16 protein-coding genes, 1 pseudogene and 1 riboswitch are annotated in these 11,785 nt (G+C 69.1%); of the genes and pseudogenes, 13 read left to right on the top strand and 4 right to left on the bottom strand.

Annotated elements, in window-relative coordinates; all coding sequences use genetic code 11:
• Window positions 1-166 precede the first annotated feature (166 nt).
• Both I73_RS15765 and I73_RS28295 read right to left on the bottom strand, forming a co-directional pair.
• Window positions 167-496, bottom strand: coding sequence for a hypothetical protein (locus I73_RS15765; RefSeq protein ID WP_022981500.1), 330 nt, complete (start codon window positions 494-496; stop codon window positions 167-169).
• A 362-nt stretch (window positions 497-858) separates the two neighbouring features.
• Window positions 859-2,413 (bottom strand): annotated as a pseudogene (locus I73_RS28295) (UbiD family decarboxylase).
• 293 nt (window positions 2,414-2,706) lie between these two features.
• Here I73_RS28295 and I73_RS15755 point away from each other — a divergent pair.
• From I73_RS15755 to nrdR, 3 genes are all read left to right on the top strand, one after another.
• Entirely contained in the window at window positions 2,707-3,606 is a 900-nt protein-coding gene (locus I73_RS15755) for a lytic transglycosylase domain-containing protein (protein ID WP_022981499.1), read from the top strand.
• Window positions 3,607-3,617: 11 nt separating this feature from the next.
• Window positions 3,618-3,777: riboswitch (ZMP/ZTP riboswitch) on the top strand.
• 61 nt (window positions 3,778-3,838) lie between these two features.
• Entirely contained in the window at window positions 3,839-5,089 is a 1,251-nt protein-coding gene (gene glyA / locus I73_RS15750; protein WP_022981498.1) for a serine hydroxymethyltransferase, read from the top strand.
• A 124-nt stretch (window positions 5,090-5,213) separates the two neighbouring features.
• A complete protein-coding gene (gene nrdR, locus I73_RS15745) occupies window positions 5,214-5,657 on the top strand; it encodes a transcriptional regulator NrdR (RefSeq protein ID WP_022981497.1) in 444 nt (147 codons plus the stop codon).
• A gap of 25 nt (window positions 5,658-5,682) precedes the next feature.
• Here nrdR and I73_RS34075 read toward each other — a convergent pair whose 3' ends face one another.
• Both I73_RS34075 and I73_RS33235 read right to left on the bottom strand, forming a co-directional pair.
• Window positions 5,683-6,138 (bottom strand): type IV pilin protein, encoded by a 456-nt coding sequence (locus tag I73_RS34075; protein ID WP_022981496.1) that lies wholly within the window; start codon window positions 6,136-6,138, stop codon window positions 5,683-5,685.
• A gap of 20 nt (window positions 6,139-6,158) precedes the next feature.
• Window positions 6,159-6,311, bottom strand: coding sequence for a hypothetical protein (locus I73_RS33235; RefSeq protein WP_159105894.1), 153 nt, complete (start codon window positions 6,309-6,311; stop codon window positions 6,159-6,161).
• A 34-nt stretch (window positions 6,312-6,345) separates the two neighbouring features.
• Between I73_RS33235 and I73_RS15730 the strand changes: the two genes are divergently transcribed.
• The 10 genes from I73_RS15730 to I73_RS15685 all read left to right on the top strand — a co-directional run.
• A complete protein-coding gene (locus tag I73_RS15730; RefSeq protein ID WP_022981494.1) occupies window positions 6,346-6,528 on the top strand; it encodes a hypothetical protein in 183 nt (60 codons plus the stop codon).
• On the top strand, window positions 6,509-6,844 hold the full coding sequence (locus I73_RS15725; RefSeq protein WP_022981493.1) for a nitrogen fixation protein NifZ: 336 nt from the start codon (window positions 6,509-6,511) through the stop codon (window positions 6,842-6,844). The genes I73_RS15730 and I73_RS15725 overlap by 20 nt, the downstream gene beginning before the upstream one ends.
• A 49-nt stretch (window positions 6,845-6,893) precedes the next feature.
• Window positions 6,894-7,181, top strand: coding sequence for a nitrogen fixation protein NifZ (locus I73_RS28290; RefSeq protein WP_022981492.1), 288 nt, complete (start codon window positions 6,894-6,896; stop codon window positions 7,179-7,181).
• The gene (locus tag I73_RS15715) at window positions 7,181-7,597 is read left to right on the top strand and encodes a hypothetical protein (protein WP_022981491.1); all 417 of its coding nucleotides are present in this window, start codon (window positions 7,181-7,183) and stop codon (window positions 7,595-7,597) included. Before I73_RS28290 ends, I73_RS15715 begins: the two co-directional genes overlap by 1 nt.
• A 17-nt stretch (window positions 7,598-7,614) precedes the next feature.
• Window positions 7,615-8,787: a cysteine desulfurase family protein gene (locus I73_RS15710; RefSeq protein WP_022981490.1), complete on the top strand. Its 1,173-nt coding sequence runs from the start codon at window positions 7,615-7,617 to the stop codon at window positions 8,785-8,787.
• 32 nt (window positions 8,788-8,819) lie between these two features.
• Entirely contained in the window at window positions 8,820-9,032 is a 213-nt protein-coding gene (nifT, locus tag I73_RS15705) for a putative nitrogen fixation protein NifT (protein ID WP_026096808.1), read from the top strand.
• An 11-nt stretch (window positions 9,033-9,043) separates the two neighbouring features.
• Window positions 9,044-9,325, top strand: a complete 282-nt coding sequence (locus I73_RS15700) for a hypothetical protein (RefSeq protein ID WP_022981488.1) — start codon at window positions 9,044-9,046, stop codon at window positions 9,323-9,325.
• A 163-nt stretch (window positions 9,326-9,488) separates the two neighbouring features.
• Window positions 9,489-10,637 carry a DegT/DnrJ/EryC1/StrS aminotransferase family protein gene (locus I73_RS15695; protein ID WP_040500491.1) on the top strand — a complete coding sequence of 383 codons (1,149 nt, stop codon included), beginning with the start codon at window positions 9,489-9,491 and terminating at the stop codon, window positions 10,635-10,637.
• Between the two features lie 25 nt (window positions 10,638-10,662).
• Entirely contained in the window at window positions 10,663-11,508 is an 846-nt protein-coding gene (locus I73_RS15690) for an SIR2 family protein (RefSeq protein ID WP_022981486.1), read from the top strand.
• Window positions 11,509-11,547: 39 nt separating this feature from the next.
• Window positions 11,548-11,785: 2Fe-2S iron-sulfur cluster-binding protein (locus I73_RS15685; protein WP_022981485.1), on the top strand; the 238-nt coding region annotated here is incomplete at its 3' end.

Genomic DNA, 11,785 nt, shown 5'->3' with positions numbered 1-11,785 from the left:
ATAATGGCCTGAAACAAAGCCCGGGGCGATCCAATCCCCCTGCGGCCTGCAACAAAGACCCACATGGGCAGGGACGGCACGATGGTTCAGTTCAACACGGTTTATCTGCCTCGGCTCGCCGTCGCGCGCATGCCTTCGTCTGCGCTCGGCAGATAAACGCTATCTGTTAGGCTCGCAATTCATCGAAAGGAGACTTCTCGTGGCATCTAAACACATTGACATCAACTACCGCACGGTGCCACAGCGACGACCACCCCAGCGACAGGGACAGTTCGTCCACCTGAAGCTGAGGCGGTTGCCCCGCCTGGGCCGCCGCCACCTCCAGATGCTCAAGACGCAGACGCAGCAGAAAGGGATTGAAGCGCACCGTCTGGACATGCACCGGGCGCCCGATCACAGCCGGCGCCTGGGCTTCCAGGGCCCAGCGCAGCCCCCAGGGCACGCCCACCGCCATGGAGGCAGCCACCACGGCCAGTGCCCCACCCGTCCAAGCCATGCGGCGGCGAGTCAGGTGGCGGGCCAAGAAGGACGAGAAACGGGACGCAAGAGGCATGGGACTCTCGGGGCGCCGATGCGCTCCGGACGATGGACTGCACATCACTATAGGCCTGGCGATCTGCGTCGCCACCCGGGCCCGCGGATCGATGGGCCCAGAAGCACAAAGCCCCTCTGCACCGGATGGTCCAGAGGGGCCCGGGGTGAATGTCTCACCCGATGGGGCACTGGCGAGATGTGGGCCTGTGCCCCCGAAGCGCACCGACGGCGCCTTCGAGAATTGCCTCTCAGAAGAGGCGAGGTCAGATTACTCCCGCCCGCCCACCTTGGCAAGGGGGCGAATGCGGTCGGGCCCCATCGGCTTCACCGCCCGGACATCAGCTGGGTGAAGAGCGCGTCCATGCGCTGCGCGACGCCCGACTCCATCTCAATGGTCCGCCCCCATTCCCGGGAAGTCTCGCCCGGCCACTTGTTCGTGGCGTCCAGCCCCATCTTGCCGCCCAGGCCGCTGACGGGCGAGGCGAAGTCCAGGTAGTCGATGGGCGTGTGCTCGACCAGCGTCGTGTCACGCACAGGATCCATGCGGGTGGTGATGGCCCAGACCACCTCCTTCCAGTCGCGGATGTTGACGTCCTCGTCGGTCACCACGATGAACTTGGTGTACATGAACTGGCGCAGGAAGCTCCACAGGCCGAACATCACCCGCTTGGCATGGCCCGGATAGGCCTTGCGGATGGAGATGATGGCCATGCGGTAGCTGCAGCCCTCGGGCGGCAGGTAGAAGTCCACGATCTCCGGGAACTGCTTCTGCAGCAGCGGCACGAACACCTCGTTGAGGGCCACGCCCAGCACGGCCGGCTCGTCCGGTGGCTTGCCGGTGTAGGTGGAGTGGTAGATCGGGTCGCGCCGGTGGGTGATGCGCTCGATGCGGAAGACCGGAAACCAGTCCTGCTCGTTGTAATAGCCCGTGTGATCGCCGTAGGGCCCTTCCAGCGCGTGCAGGTAGCCGCCGATCTCCTTGACCGGCACGCCATGTTCGCTGTGACCGCTGTAGCCCGCGGGCGCAGTGGGGATGTGCCCCTCCAGCACACTCNGGNCCCGGCGGGCACNTGCAGCTGAGGNCNGCTTTCGCCCACCTGGGTGTCGCCAGCTCGGTGCGGCCGCCGCGCAGCAGGCCGGCAAACTGGTATTCGGACAAGGTGTCGGGCACCGGGGTGACCGCGCCCAGCGTGGTGGCCGGATCGGCCCCCAGCGCCACCGCGATCGGGAAGGGCTGGCCGGCGTTCACCCGCGCAAACTCGCGGAAGTCCAGCGCGCCGCCCCGGTGGGCCAGCCAGCGCATGATCACCTCGTTGCGGCCAATCACCTGCTGGCGGTAGATGCCCAGGTTCTGGCGCTGGCGCGGCTGGGGCACCGACTGCGGCCCCCGGGTGATGACCAGTCCCCAGGTGATCAGCGGTGCGGCGTCACCAGGCCAGCAGTGCTGGATCGGCCAATGAGCCAGGTCCACCTGCGCGCCTTCCAGCACCACCTCCTGGCAGGCCGGCGAGCCCACCCGCGCGGGCTTCATGTCCCAGACGGCCTTGGCCATGTCCCAGAGCTTGCCCGCCTCACGCAGGCTGCGCGGAGGCTCGGGTTCCTTGAGTGCCGCCAGCAGGCGGCCCACGTCGCGCAACTCGGCCAGGGAGGTGGCTCCCATGCCCAGCGCCACCCGCTTGGGCGTGCCGAACAAGTTGGCCAGCACGGGCACGGTGTGGCCGGTGGGGCGTTCGAAGAGCAGGGCCGGCCCTTCGGCCCGAAGCACGCGGTCGGCCAGGGCCGTCATCTCCAGATGGGGCGACACCGGCTGGGTCACTCGGCACAGTTCACCTTGCCGTTCCAGCCCCTGGACGAAGTCCCTCAGGTCACGGTATTTCATAGATTCTGGTTATAAAGAATCAAATCCATATGCTTGACCGGTTATTTCCGGTCTTCCTACAATCCCGCTCCGACAACTGAAGTTTCAGGTTTGCCCGCGCCCCGCCCTGGGGTGCCGTGACAGGGAAACCTTCCGCTTCGACGTGAAGGCCGGCGAGCACAGCCCCGGCACCGCGAAGCATCCGATTATCGCCACCCTGGTCTGACCGACGGCGCGACGCCGCACAGACCGCCAACGGGGCGGCGACCCGAGAAGTGAGGAAGGACATGACTGAACCGCAATGGTGGCAGCGCATGACCGACGCAGTGCGCCACAGCGCAGGAGTGTTCCTGCGCGATGTGGGACGCGGACTGCTGGACGTCAGCCACAACATGCTGGCCTTGGTGGGATTGGTGGTCGTCACGGCCACGATCTTCCTGGCTGGCCGCGCGGACCTGCGTGCGTCCATCGAGCAACAGGCCTACGGCTGGCTGCAGGCCCGCCTGGCCCCGCCGGATGCCGTGAGCCCGGCCGATGACGCTTTGCTGCCCGAAGACCCGGCCAATGCCAACCTGGCCCAGGCCCTGGCCGTGGACCCCAAGACCTTGAGCCGCCAGCAGGCGGTGGTGACCAATTGGCTGGCCCGCCGCTACCGCGTGGCCCCCGAACCCGTGGCCCGTCTGGTGCAGGAAGCCTGGCACGTGGGCCAGCGCACCGGCATGGATCCGACCCTGATCCTGGCCGTGGTCGCGATCGAATCCAACTTCAACCCCTTCGCCCAAAGCCCCGTGGGTGCCCAGGGGCTGATGCAGGTGATGACCCGCGTGCACAACCAGAAGTACGAGGCCTTCGGCGGCACGCTGGCGGCCTTCGACCCGGTGTCCAACCTGCGCGTGGGCGTGCAGGTGCTGCGCGAGTGCATCTCGCGGGCCGGTGGCATCGAGGCCGGCCTGCGCTATTACGTGGGTGCGGCCAACTCGGACGCAGATGGCGGCTATGCCCTGCGCGTGCTGGCCGAGCAGGACCGCCTGCGGCGCGTCGCCGCCGGTCAGAACATCTCGGTGAACGTCTCCAATGCGGTGGCGGCAGCGCCATCCACGGAAGCCGCTTCCCGTGCGGTGATGCCCGATGCCGCCAACGGCAAGACCGAGGCACCGGTGGGCCACATGCCCGACGCCGCCAAGGGCGACCATGTCGCCTTGGTGACGGGCTGACGGTACACTAACGATCTTCGCGCGACTGGCGATAGAGGGTCGAGGCACGCTCCACGCGAGCGGCCCGGCCGACGAGGTGGATCACCACCGGGAAGCGTGAAGTGCAACGCCGCGGCGGGCCCGCCCATCCGGCGTTTCGCATCGATTCTGCCGTTCGCCTGGGCAACCCGCACCTGATGTGGCAACACCTCGGGCCGCCGGGTGAACTCGCCCCGACTTGAAGGAAGCTTCCATGTTCGACCGTTCCCAATCGACGATCGCCAACGTCGACCCCGACCTGTGGGCCGCCATCCAGGCCGAAAACCAGCGCCAGGAAGAGCACATCGAGCTCATCGCCTCGGAAAACTACACCTCGCCGGCCGTGATGCAGGCGCAGGGCAGCCAGCTGACCAACAAGTACGCCGAAGGCTATCCCGGCAAGCGCTACTACGGCGGCTGCGAGAACGTGGACGTGGTCGAGCAACTGGCCATCGACCGCGTCAAGCAACTCTTCGGCGCCAACTTCGCCAACGTGCAGCCCAACTCGGGTTCCCAGGCCAACCAGGCCGTGTTCTTCGGCCTGCTGCAGCCCGGTGACACCATCATGGGCATGAGCTTGGCCGAAGGCGGCCACCTGACCCACGGCATGCCGCTGAACATGTCCGGCAAGTGGTTCAAGGTCGTCAGCTACGGCCTGGATGCCAACGAGGACATCGACTACGCCGCCATGGAAGCCCTGGCGCGCGAGCACAAGCCCAAGCTGATCATCGCCGGCGCCTCGGCCTTCGCCCTGCGCATCGACTTCGAGCGCTTTGCCAAGATCGCCAAGGAGATCGGCGCCTACTTCATGGTGGACATGGCCCACTATGCCGGCCTGGTGGCCGCGGGCGTGTACCCGAACCCGGTGCCGCATGCCGACGTGGTGACCTCCACCACCCACAAGAGCCTGCGTGGCCCGCGTGGCGGCATCATCCTGATGAACAACGAGGATGTGGCCAAGAAGATCAACTCGGCCATCTTCCCCGGCATCCAGGGCGGCCCGCTGATGCACGTCATCGCCGGCAAGGCCGTGGCCTTCAAGGAAGCCCTGAGCCCCGAGTTCAAGGCCTACCAGGAACAGGTGGTCAAGAACGCCAAGGTGCTGGCCGAGACCCTGATTGAGCGCGGCCTGCGCATCGTCAGTGGCCGCACCGAGAGCCACGTGATGCTGGTGGACCTGCGCCCCAAGGGCCTGACCGGCAAGGAAGCCGAGGCCATCCTGGGCGCCGCCCACATGACCTGCAACAAGAACGGCATCCCCAACGATCCGCAGAAGCCGATGGTGACCAGCGGCATCCGTCTGGGCACGCCGGCCATGACCACCCGCGGCTTCAAGGAAGAGCAGGTGCGCGCCACCGCCCACCTGATCGCCGACGTGCTGGACAAGCCGCACGACGAGGCGAACATCGCCCGTGTGCGTGAGCAGGTGGCCGCGCTGACCCGCGACTTCCCGGTCTACCGCTGATCGAGGCGGAAGGGGGCAGCCATCCTGCCCCCTCGCCACTCCACGGGCCCGTCAACGCCGCCGTTGCCGGGCCCGTGGCATATTCGGCGCTGAGGCGTCGTTGCTGTTGTCTGGAGCGTCCCGCATGCGCTGCCCTTACTGTGCCCACGATGAAACCCAGGTCGTCGAGACGCGCGAGTCCGACGAAGGTGATGTGGTGCGCCGCCGCCGTCGCTGCACCAAGTGCGACAAGCGCTTCACCACCTATGAACGGGCCGAAATCGCCCTGCCGGCCGTCGTCAAGCGCAGCGGGGCGCGTGTGGAATTTGACCCCGCCAAGCTGCGCGCCTCGATGACGCTGGCGCTGCGCAAGCGCCAGGTGAGCATCGAGCAGGTCGACGCGGCCATCGAGCGCATCCAGGACAAACTGCTGGCCAGCGGCCTGCGGGAAGTGCCTTCCACCCGGGTGGGCGAGCTGGTGATGCGCGAACTCAAGCGCCTGGACAAGGTGGCTTATGTGCGCTTCGCCTCGGTGTACCGCAGCTTCGAGGACGTGGACGAGTTCAGCCGGCTGATCAAGGAAATCTGAAAACGGGCGACACCGCGATGTCGCCTCACTGCCAGCACTGCGACAGCGTCGCCCCATCGGCCTGACCTTTGCCCCCGATGCTGGTCAGCGTCAAGGTGCCACACGGGTCGCCCGACTGGACCGGTGCCGCACTGAGCGTGTAGCTCTGCCCGTCATCCGAGATCTCCAGCGAAATGTTGTAGAACTGCTTGCCCGAGTCCGCCCCCATCGGCGAGACGGTGAGCCGGGGCCTGGACAGATCCGCCCCGGTGTAGCCCGTGCTGCTGCTGGCGTAATAGCGCTGCAGATACTGCTCGGCCTGCAGCAGCACCGTCTGCGCATCGGCGCGGCGGCTCTTTCGGATCTGGCTGGTGTAGGCCGGATAGGCCACCGAAGCCAGGATGGCCACAATGGCCACCACGATCACCAACTCGATGAGCGTGAAGCCGGGGGCCCGCCGAAGGCGATGAGGCAGCCCCCGGAGAAGATGCGTCTGATGCATGTCGATGCCTTGGGCTGGGTTCAGGGGGCCGCGGCGGGCGTGGGCGGGTTGAGGATCTGGCGCCAGACGCGATCGGTGATGAGGTGGCTCACCGGCTTGCAGGATTCGGGGGCGATCGTGCATTTGTCGGGCAGGCACATCTCCTGACCTTCCCCCGTGCTGTTGACCGCCACGGTCAGGCAATAGCCCGCAGGACAGCGGCCCTGCTTGTCCTGGGCGGTGCGCTGGACCGTGGCCCACCGCGCCGACGCCCGTCTGCAGCGCGACTGGCTGCTGCGCCTGTCCGAAGACGCCGACCCCGAGGTGCGCGCCCAGGCGCTGGAGCGCCTGGCCGAACCCACGCCCTTGTCCCAGCCCACAGGAGAGCCCCATGGCGGACATCGCCCGTGACGACGACATCATCGAGATCGCCCTGCCGCCCCGCTTCGAGATGGGGGAGCGGGTGATCAGCCGCACCATCATCCGCAACGACGGCACCTACACCGGCAAGGACATCGGCGAGGTGCTGGTGAACAAGGGCGACATCGGCTTCGTGCGCTCGATCGGCACCTTCCTGCAGCAGTTCTACATCTACGCGGTGGAGTTCACCGGCTCGGGCCACCAGGTGGGCATGCGGGCCAAGGAGCTCTGCACCCTGGACCACCTGCCCGACGAGGTGCTGGCGCAGCTGGGCGAGAAGGCCCAGCGCCTGACCGACCTGCGCTGACGCCCCCTTTCTTCCTCACCGCCTCCCACCGATCACAGGAGCTCCCACCATGATGGAACCCGCCCAACCCAAGTACGACTGGGGCCAACGCGTGCGCGCGGTGATCGACCTGGTCAACGACGGCAGCTTTCCCGAGGCCGCCGAGGGCGAGCTGCTGGTGCCGGCTGGCGGTATCGGCGAGATCGTCAACGTCGGCATGCACACCGAGGCCAATGTGCCGGTCTACCTGGTCGAGTTCGGCCCGCGCCGGGTGCTGGGCGTGCTGGAAGACGAGATCGAGCTGGACGTGCCCGGCGCCCCGCGCAGCGCCCCGGCACCGGCCGACGAGGTGGTGTGATGGCCAGCGCCTCCTGCTCCGGCCGCCCGCCGGGCTCATCCGACGAGCCCGCGCGGCCCGCCGACAGCGGCAGCCTGGTCGGTGGCCAGGTCTTCGTGCTGGACCGGGTGCGCATCGAGGTCGCCCTGGAGCAGCGCAGCCGCTACAAATACGTCCACCCCCGTGTGCAGCGCGAGGGCCTGGGCTGGAAGGTGGTGAGCCCCAACTGCTCGCGCAACATCGACCGCGAGGGCGGCGAGATTGACATCGCCTGGCTGGTGCCCACGCAGACGCCCGACAGCGGCGTGCCCGGGGCCTGGCTGCTGCATGCCCGCGACCACGTCCACGGCTGCTGGGTCCTCAAGCAACGCGCGCCCACGCTGGCCGCCGCGCTGGACACCCTGCTGCGCGACGAAGCGCGCGATTACTGGGTCTGAGGACGGGAGGGCCCACCATGATCGACCTGGACCACAACGCCACCACCCGTCCGCTGCCGGCTGTGGTGCAGGCCCTGGTGCGGGCCATGGAGACCGGCTGGGCCAATCCCTCCTCGGTGCACGCCGCCGGCCAGGACGCCCGCCGCGCGCAGGCCGAGGCCCGGGCCCGGGTGGCGGCCCTGCTGGGCTGCCACCCGGCCGAGCTGGTGTTCACCAGCGGCGCCACCGAAGCCAACCACCAGGCGGTGCTGGGGGCGCTGGCCCGTGGGCGTGCGCTGGGCCGCAGCCGCCTGCTGTTCTCGGCCGTCGAGCATGCGGGCCTGCTGGGCCTGGCCGAGCGCCTGCGGCGCGAGGGCACGCCGGTCGACCTCATCCCGGTGGATGGCCAGGGTCGGCTGGACCTGGACGCCGCCGCCCGGCTGATCGGGCCGGACCTGGCCCTGCTCAGCGTGATGGCGGCCAACAACGAGACCGGCGTCTGCATGCCCCTGGCCGAGCTCGCGGCCCTGGCCCGCGCGCACGAGGTGCCCTTCCATGTGGATGCGACCCAGGCGGTGGGCAAGTCCACGCTGCGCTTCGCCTCCAGCGGCGCCGACCTGTGGTCCTGCGCGGCCCACAAGCTGCACGGCCCGCAGGGCGTGGGGGCCCTGGTCGTGCGCAAGGGCCTGGCATGGCCGGCGCTGATCGAGGGCAAGCAGGAGCGCAAGCGCCGCGGCGGCACCGAGAACGGGCCGGGCATCGCCGGCTTCGCCGCGGCGGCGGACGCGATTGCCGCCACCTTGAACCAGGACCTGGGCCGCATGAGCGCCCTGCGCCAGACGCTGGAACAGGGCCTGCTGGCCTTGCACCCCGCCGTCGTGCTGCTGGGGCAGGGCGCGCCGCGCATCGCCAACACCGTCTGCGTGCGCTTTGGCGAACGCGACGCCGAACAGGTGCTGGGCAAGCTCGAGCGCGCCGGCGTGCGGGCCAGCAGCGGCGCGGCCTGTGGCGCCGGCAGCAGCCAGCCCTCGCACGTGATGCTGGCCATGGGCCTCACGCCGTTGCAGGCCAAGGCCGAGATCCGCTTCTCGCTGGGGCGCGACACCACGGCCGATGACATCGCCCAGGCCCTGGCCGCGGTGCGGGCCCAGGTGCTGCCGCTGCTGCTCGAGGACCACCCGATCACCCCCGCATTGGCCACCCCGGCCTGACAGAACCTGTTGACCCATCCCCAGGAGTTCCCATGAAAGTCATGATCCGCCGAAGCGCCGCTGGCATCCTGTCCGCCTACGTGGCCAAGAAGGACCTGGAGGAGCCCATCGTCTCGCACGAGAAGCCCGACCTCTGGGGTGGCACCGTGACCCTGGCCAACGACTGGGTGCTGGCCCTGCCGGAGATGCCCGAGGGCACCAGCCTGCCGATCACCGTCGAGGCCCGCCGCCTCTCCGGCGACTGAAGGGGCCTGCCATGAACGCCACCGCCGACGTGAGTTCCCGCGCCGCCTCGCTGTCCGAGGCCATCGCCCTGGCCGACAGCGCCAACACCGTGCGCGAGGCGGCCCTGCTGCTGCGCGAACGCTTGGCCCCGCTGCGGGTGATCGTGGTCGACGCCTTCGACATGCGCGGCGAGACGCCGGCCGCCGTGGGCCAGCGCCGCCTGCTGTGGGGCGCCGTCAGCGACGGCCACTGCTGGCAGGTCAGCGCCGACCTCTCGGCCCTGTCCGGCTTCTATCTGGCCGACCAGGCCTGACCCCCACCCCACGAAAGCCGCCGCCATGCACTCGCCCGCCACCCTGGACCCCGAAGCCCACGTCACCCCGGTACCCGGCGGCAATGCCGAGGGCAGCGACCCCTTCGCCGCCATTGGCGCGGACGGTCTGGTGGCCGATGAGCGGCCGGAGAGCGACGAGCTGCTGGGCGACGACTGGATCGTGCTGTCCGACCCCGACCTGTCCGCGCTGGAGCTCAAGCTGGTGGAGACGGCCATGTCCGGCTCGCGCCTGACGGCCGGCCCCATGGTCGAGCGCTTCGAGCAGAGCTTCGCCCGCTGGGCGGGCCGGGCCCATGCCGTCTCGGTGGCCAGCGGCACCCTGGGCACCTGGCTGGCGCTGCGGGCCCTGGGCATCGGCCCGGGCGACGAGGTCATCGCCTCGCCGCATGGCTGGCACCAGGTGGCGCAGGCGGTGAGCCTGGCCGGCGCCACGTTGGTGTTCTCCGACATCCACTACTGGACCGGCTGCCTGGACCCGGTGCGGGCCGAGGCCCGCATCACGCCGCGCACCAAGGCCATCCTGGCCGGCAACATCAACGGCCACCCGGCCGCCTGGGGCCCGCTGCGCGCGCTGGCCGACCGCCACGGCATCGCCCTGATCGAGGATTCCACCGAGGCCCTGGGCTCGCGCTACCAGGGCCGCAAGGTGGGCAGCTTCGGCGACATCGCGGTGTTCGACTTCTCCCAGCCCAGCGCGCTGGCCTGTGGCGACGGTGCCATGGTCGTCACCGACGATGAACGCCTGGCCATCGAGCTGCGCTACCTGCGCCAGCGCTCCATCAAGGACCGCAACTCGCTGTCGGTGGGCGCGCGGGTGCCGCTGCAGGCCGGCATCAGCGAGCTGACCGCCGCGATGGGCGTGGGCCAGCTGGCCCGCATCGACGAGCTGCTGGCGCGCCGCAAGGTGGTCGAGGCCTTCTACCGCGACCTGATGAACAGCTTCGAGGGCATCAAGCCGCCCTACATCGCCGACGACGTGGACGAGGTGCACTGGATGGTCTGGCAGGTGCACCTGGGCACCCGCTTCACCGCCAGCGCGCGCAAGCAGATCGTCGACGACCTGAACCGCGAGCACATCGAGGCGGCACCCTTCTGCAAGCCGCTGCACCAGCAGTTCTTCTACCAGCAGCAAGGCTGGAAGCGGGGCGATCTGCCGCTGGCCGAGCGCATCGGCGACCGCGCCCTGGCGCTGCCCTTCCATGCCCTGCTCGACGAGGACGCGGTGCGCTTCATCGTCGGCGCCCTCAAGGACATCGCCACCAACATCGGTGCCGGCGTGCCCATCTACTGATCTGAACCCCCACCGGGAGACGCCCATGACCTTCACCACCCTGGACCACCTGCCCGACGACGTCGCCGCGGGTCTGATCGCCGGATCGCTCTCGCCCTACCTGGGTCCGGGCATGCTCAGCCTGTGTGCCGACCTGCCGGTGCCCGGCGACCCGCTGGCCCTGGCGACCGTGCTGACCACCCGCAACAGCGTGCCCGGCAAGATCAAGAACCGCCTGACCCAGGCCGCGCAGTTCATCGAGAACTTCAAGCACCGCAAGACCCTGGTCACCGGCATGGACCTGGCCTATGCCGCGCTGCCGGCGCCCAGCGCCTTGCACCGCTGGGTCGCCAGCCTGAAGACCCCGCTGATCGTCGACGCCTGGTACGACGACACGATGCGCGGTGCCCTGAGCGCGCGCGCCGACTGGGCCGAGGTGCAGGGCCTGTCGCAGAGCGAACACTTCGGCACCTGGTTCGGCTGGTACGGCGCCGATGGCCAGCCGCTGACCGAGGAGCCGGTGGACGTGACCACCGTGTTCTACAAGCCCTGGGGCGGCCACCTGCCGGCCAGCAACTACCTGGTGTCCGACTCGGACCACGTCGAGGTGCTGACCGAGATCGACATCCAGACGCCCATCCCGCCGGTGGTGCAGGCGCGCCGCGCCAGCCTGGGCTTCGTCTTCCTGGGCTGCCGCTTCAACGACCAGCTGCCGCGCACCTTCGCCCGCCAGATCATGAAGCGCTCCGGCGGCCCGCACTACGCGGTGCTGCCCGATGCGCCCACCCGCATGGAGGCCCGCTTCCTGGCGGAGCAGGGCATCACCCGCATCGCGCTGCCGCTGGCCGAGGTGGCCGCGCAGCTCACCCGGGGCGTGGCCCTTGCGGCCTGAGCCCTCTTTCACCCCCCAGACCCCCAAGAGGAGAAGACCATGACCACCCTGACCATCCTGCCTTCCGGTGCCACCCTGGATGTGAGCGAAGGCGCCAACCTGCTGCAGACCCTGCTGGCCGCCGGCGAGAAGCTGGTCAGCAAGTGCGGCGGCAAGGCCAGCTGCGGCGCCTGCCATGTGTTCATCAAGGAAGGCCGCAAGGGCGTTTCCAAGATGACCCCCGAGGAAAACGCCAAGCGCGACAGCCTGGTGGGCGTGAGCAGCAAGTCCCGCCTGG

It is taken from the genome of Ideonella sp. B508-1 (genome assembly GCF_000333615.1).
In the GTDB taxonomy this organism is placed as follows: Bacteria; Pseudomonadota; Gammaproteobacteria; order Burkholderiales; family Burkholderiaceae_C; genus Ideonella.
Note: the sequence above shows the minus strand (reverse complement) of the source record. Positions and strands in the feature narration are given on the sequence as shown.

Excerpts from the sequence above, each read along its gene's own strand:
- I73_RS15765 (WP_022981500.1), bottom strand. The coding sequence starts at position 496 with ATGGCTTGGACGGGTGGGGCACTGGCCGTGGTGGCTGCCTCCATGGCG.
- I73_RS15755 (WP_022981499.1), top strand. The coding sequence starts at position 2,707 with ATGACCGACGCAGTGCGCCACAGCGCAGGAGTGTTCCTGCGCGATGTG.
- glyA (WP_022981498.1), top strand. The coding sequence starts at position 3,839 with ATGTTCGACCGTTCCCAATCGACGATCGCCAACGTCGACCCCGACCTG.
- nrdR (WP_022981497.1), top strand. The coding sequence starts at position 5,214 with ATGCGCTGCCCTTACTGTGCCCACGATGAAACCCAGGTCGTCGAGACG.
- I73_RS34075 (WP_022981496.1), bottom strand. The coding sequence starts at position 6,138 with ATGCATCAGACGCATCTTCTCCGGGGGCTGCCTCATCGCCTTCGGCGG.
- I73_RS15725 (WP_022981493.1), top strand. The coding sequence starts at position 6,509 with ATGGCGGACATCGCCCGTGACGACGACATCATCGAGATCGCCCTGCCG.
- I73_RS28290 (WP_022981492.1), top strand. The coding sequence starts at position 6,894 with ATGATGGAACCCGCCCAACCCAAGTACGACTGGGGCCAACGCGTGCGC.
- I73_RS15715 (WP_022981491.1), top strand. The coding sequence starts at position 7,181 with ATGGCCAGCGCCTCCTGCTCCGGCCGCCCGCCGGGCTCATCCGACGAG.
- I73_RS15710 (WP_022981490.1), top strand. The coding sequence starts at position 7,615 with ATGATCGACCTGGACCACAACGCCACCACCCGTCCGCTGCCGGCTGTG.
- nifT (WP_026096808.1), top strand. The coding sequence starts at position 8,820 with ATGAAAGTCATGATCCGCCGAAGCGCCGCTGGCATCCTGTCCGCCTAC.
- I73_RS15700 (WP_022981488.1), top strand. The coding sequence starts at position 9,044 with ATGAACGCCACCGCCGACGTGAGTTCCCGCGCCGCCTCGCTGTCCGAG.
- I73_RS15690 (WP_022981486.1), top strand. The coding sequence starts at position 10,663 with ATGACCTTCACCACCCTGGACCACCTGCCCGACGACGTCGCCGCGGGT.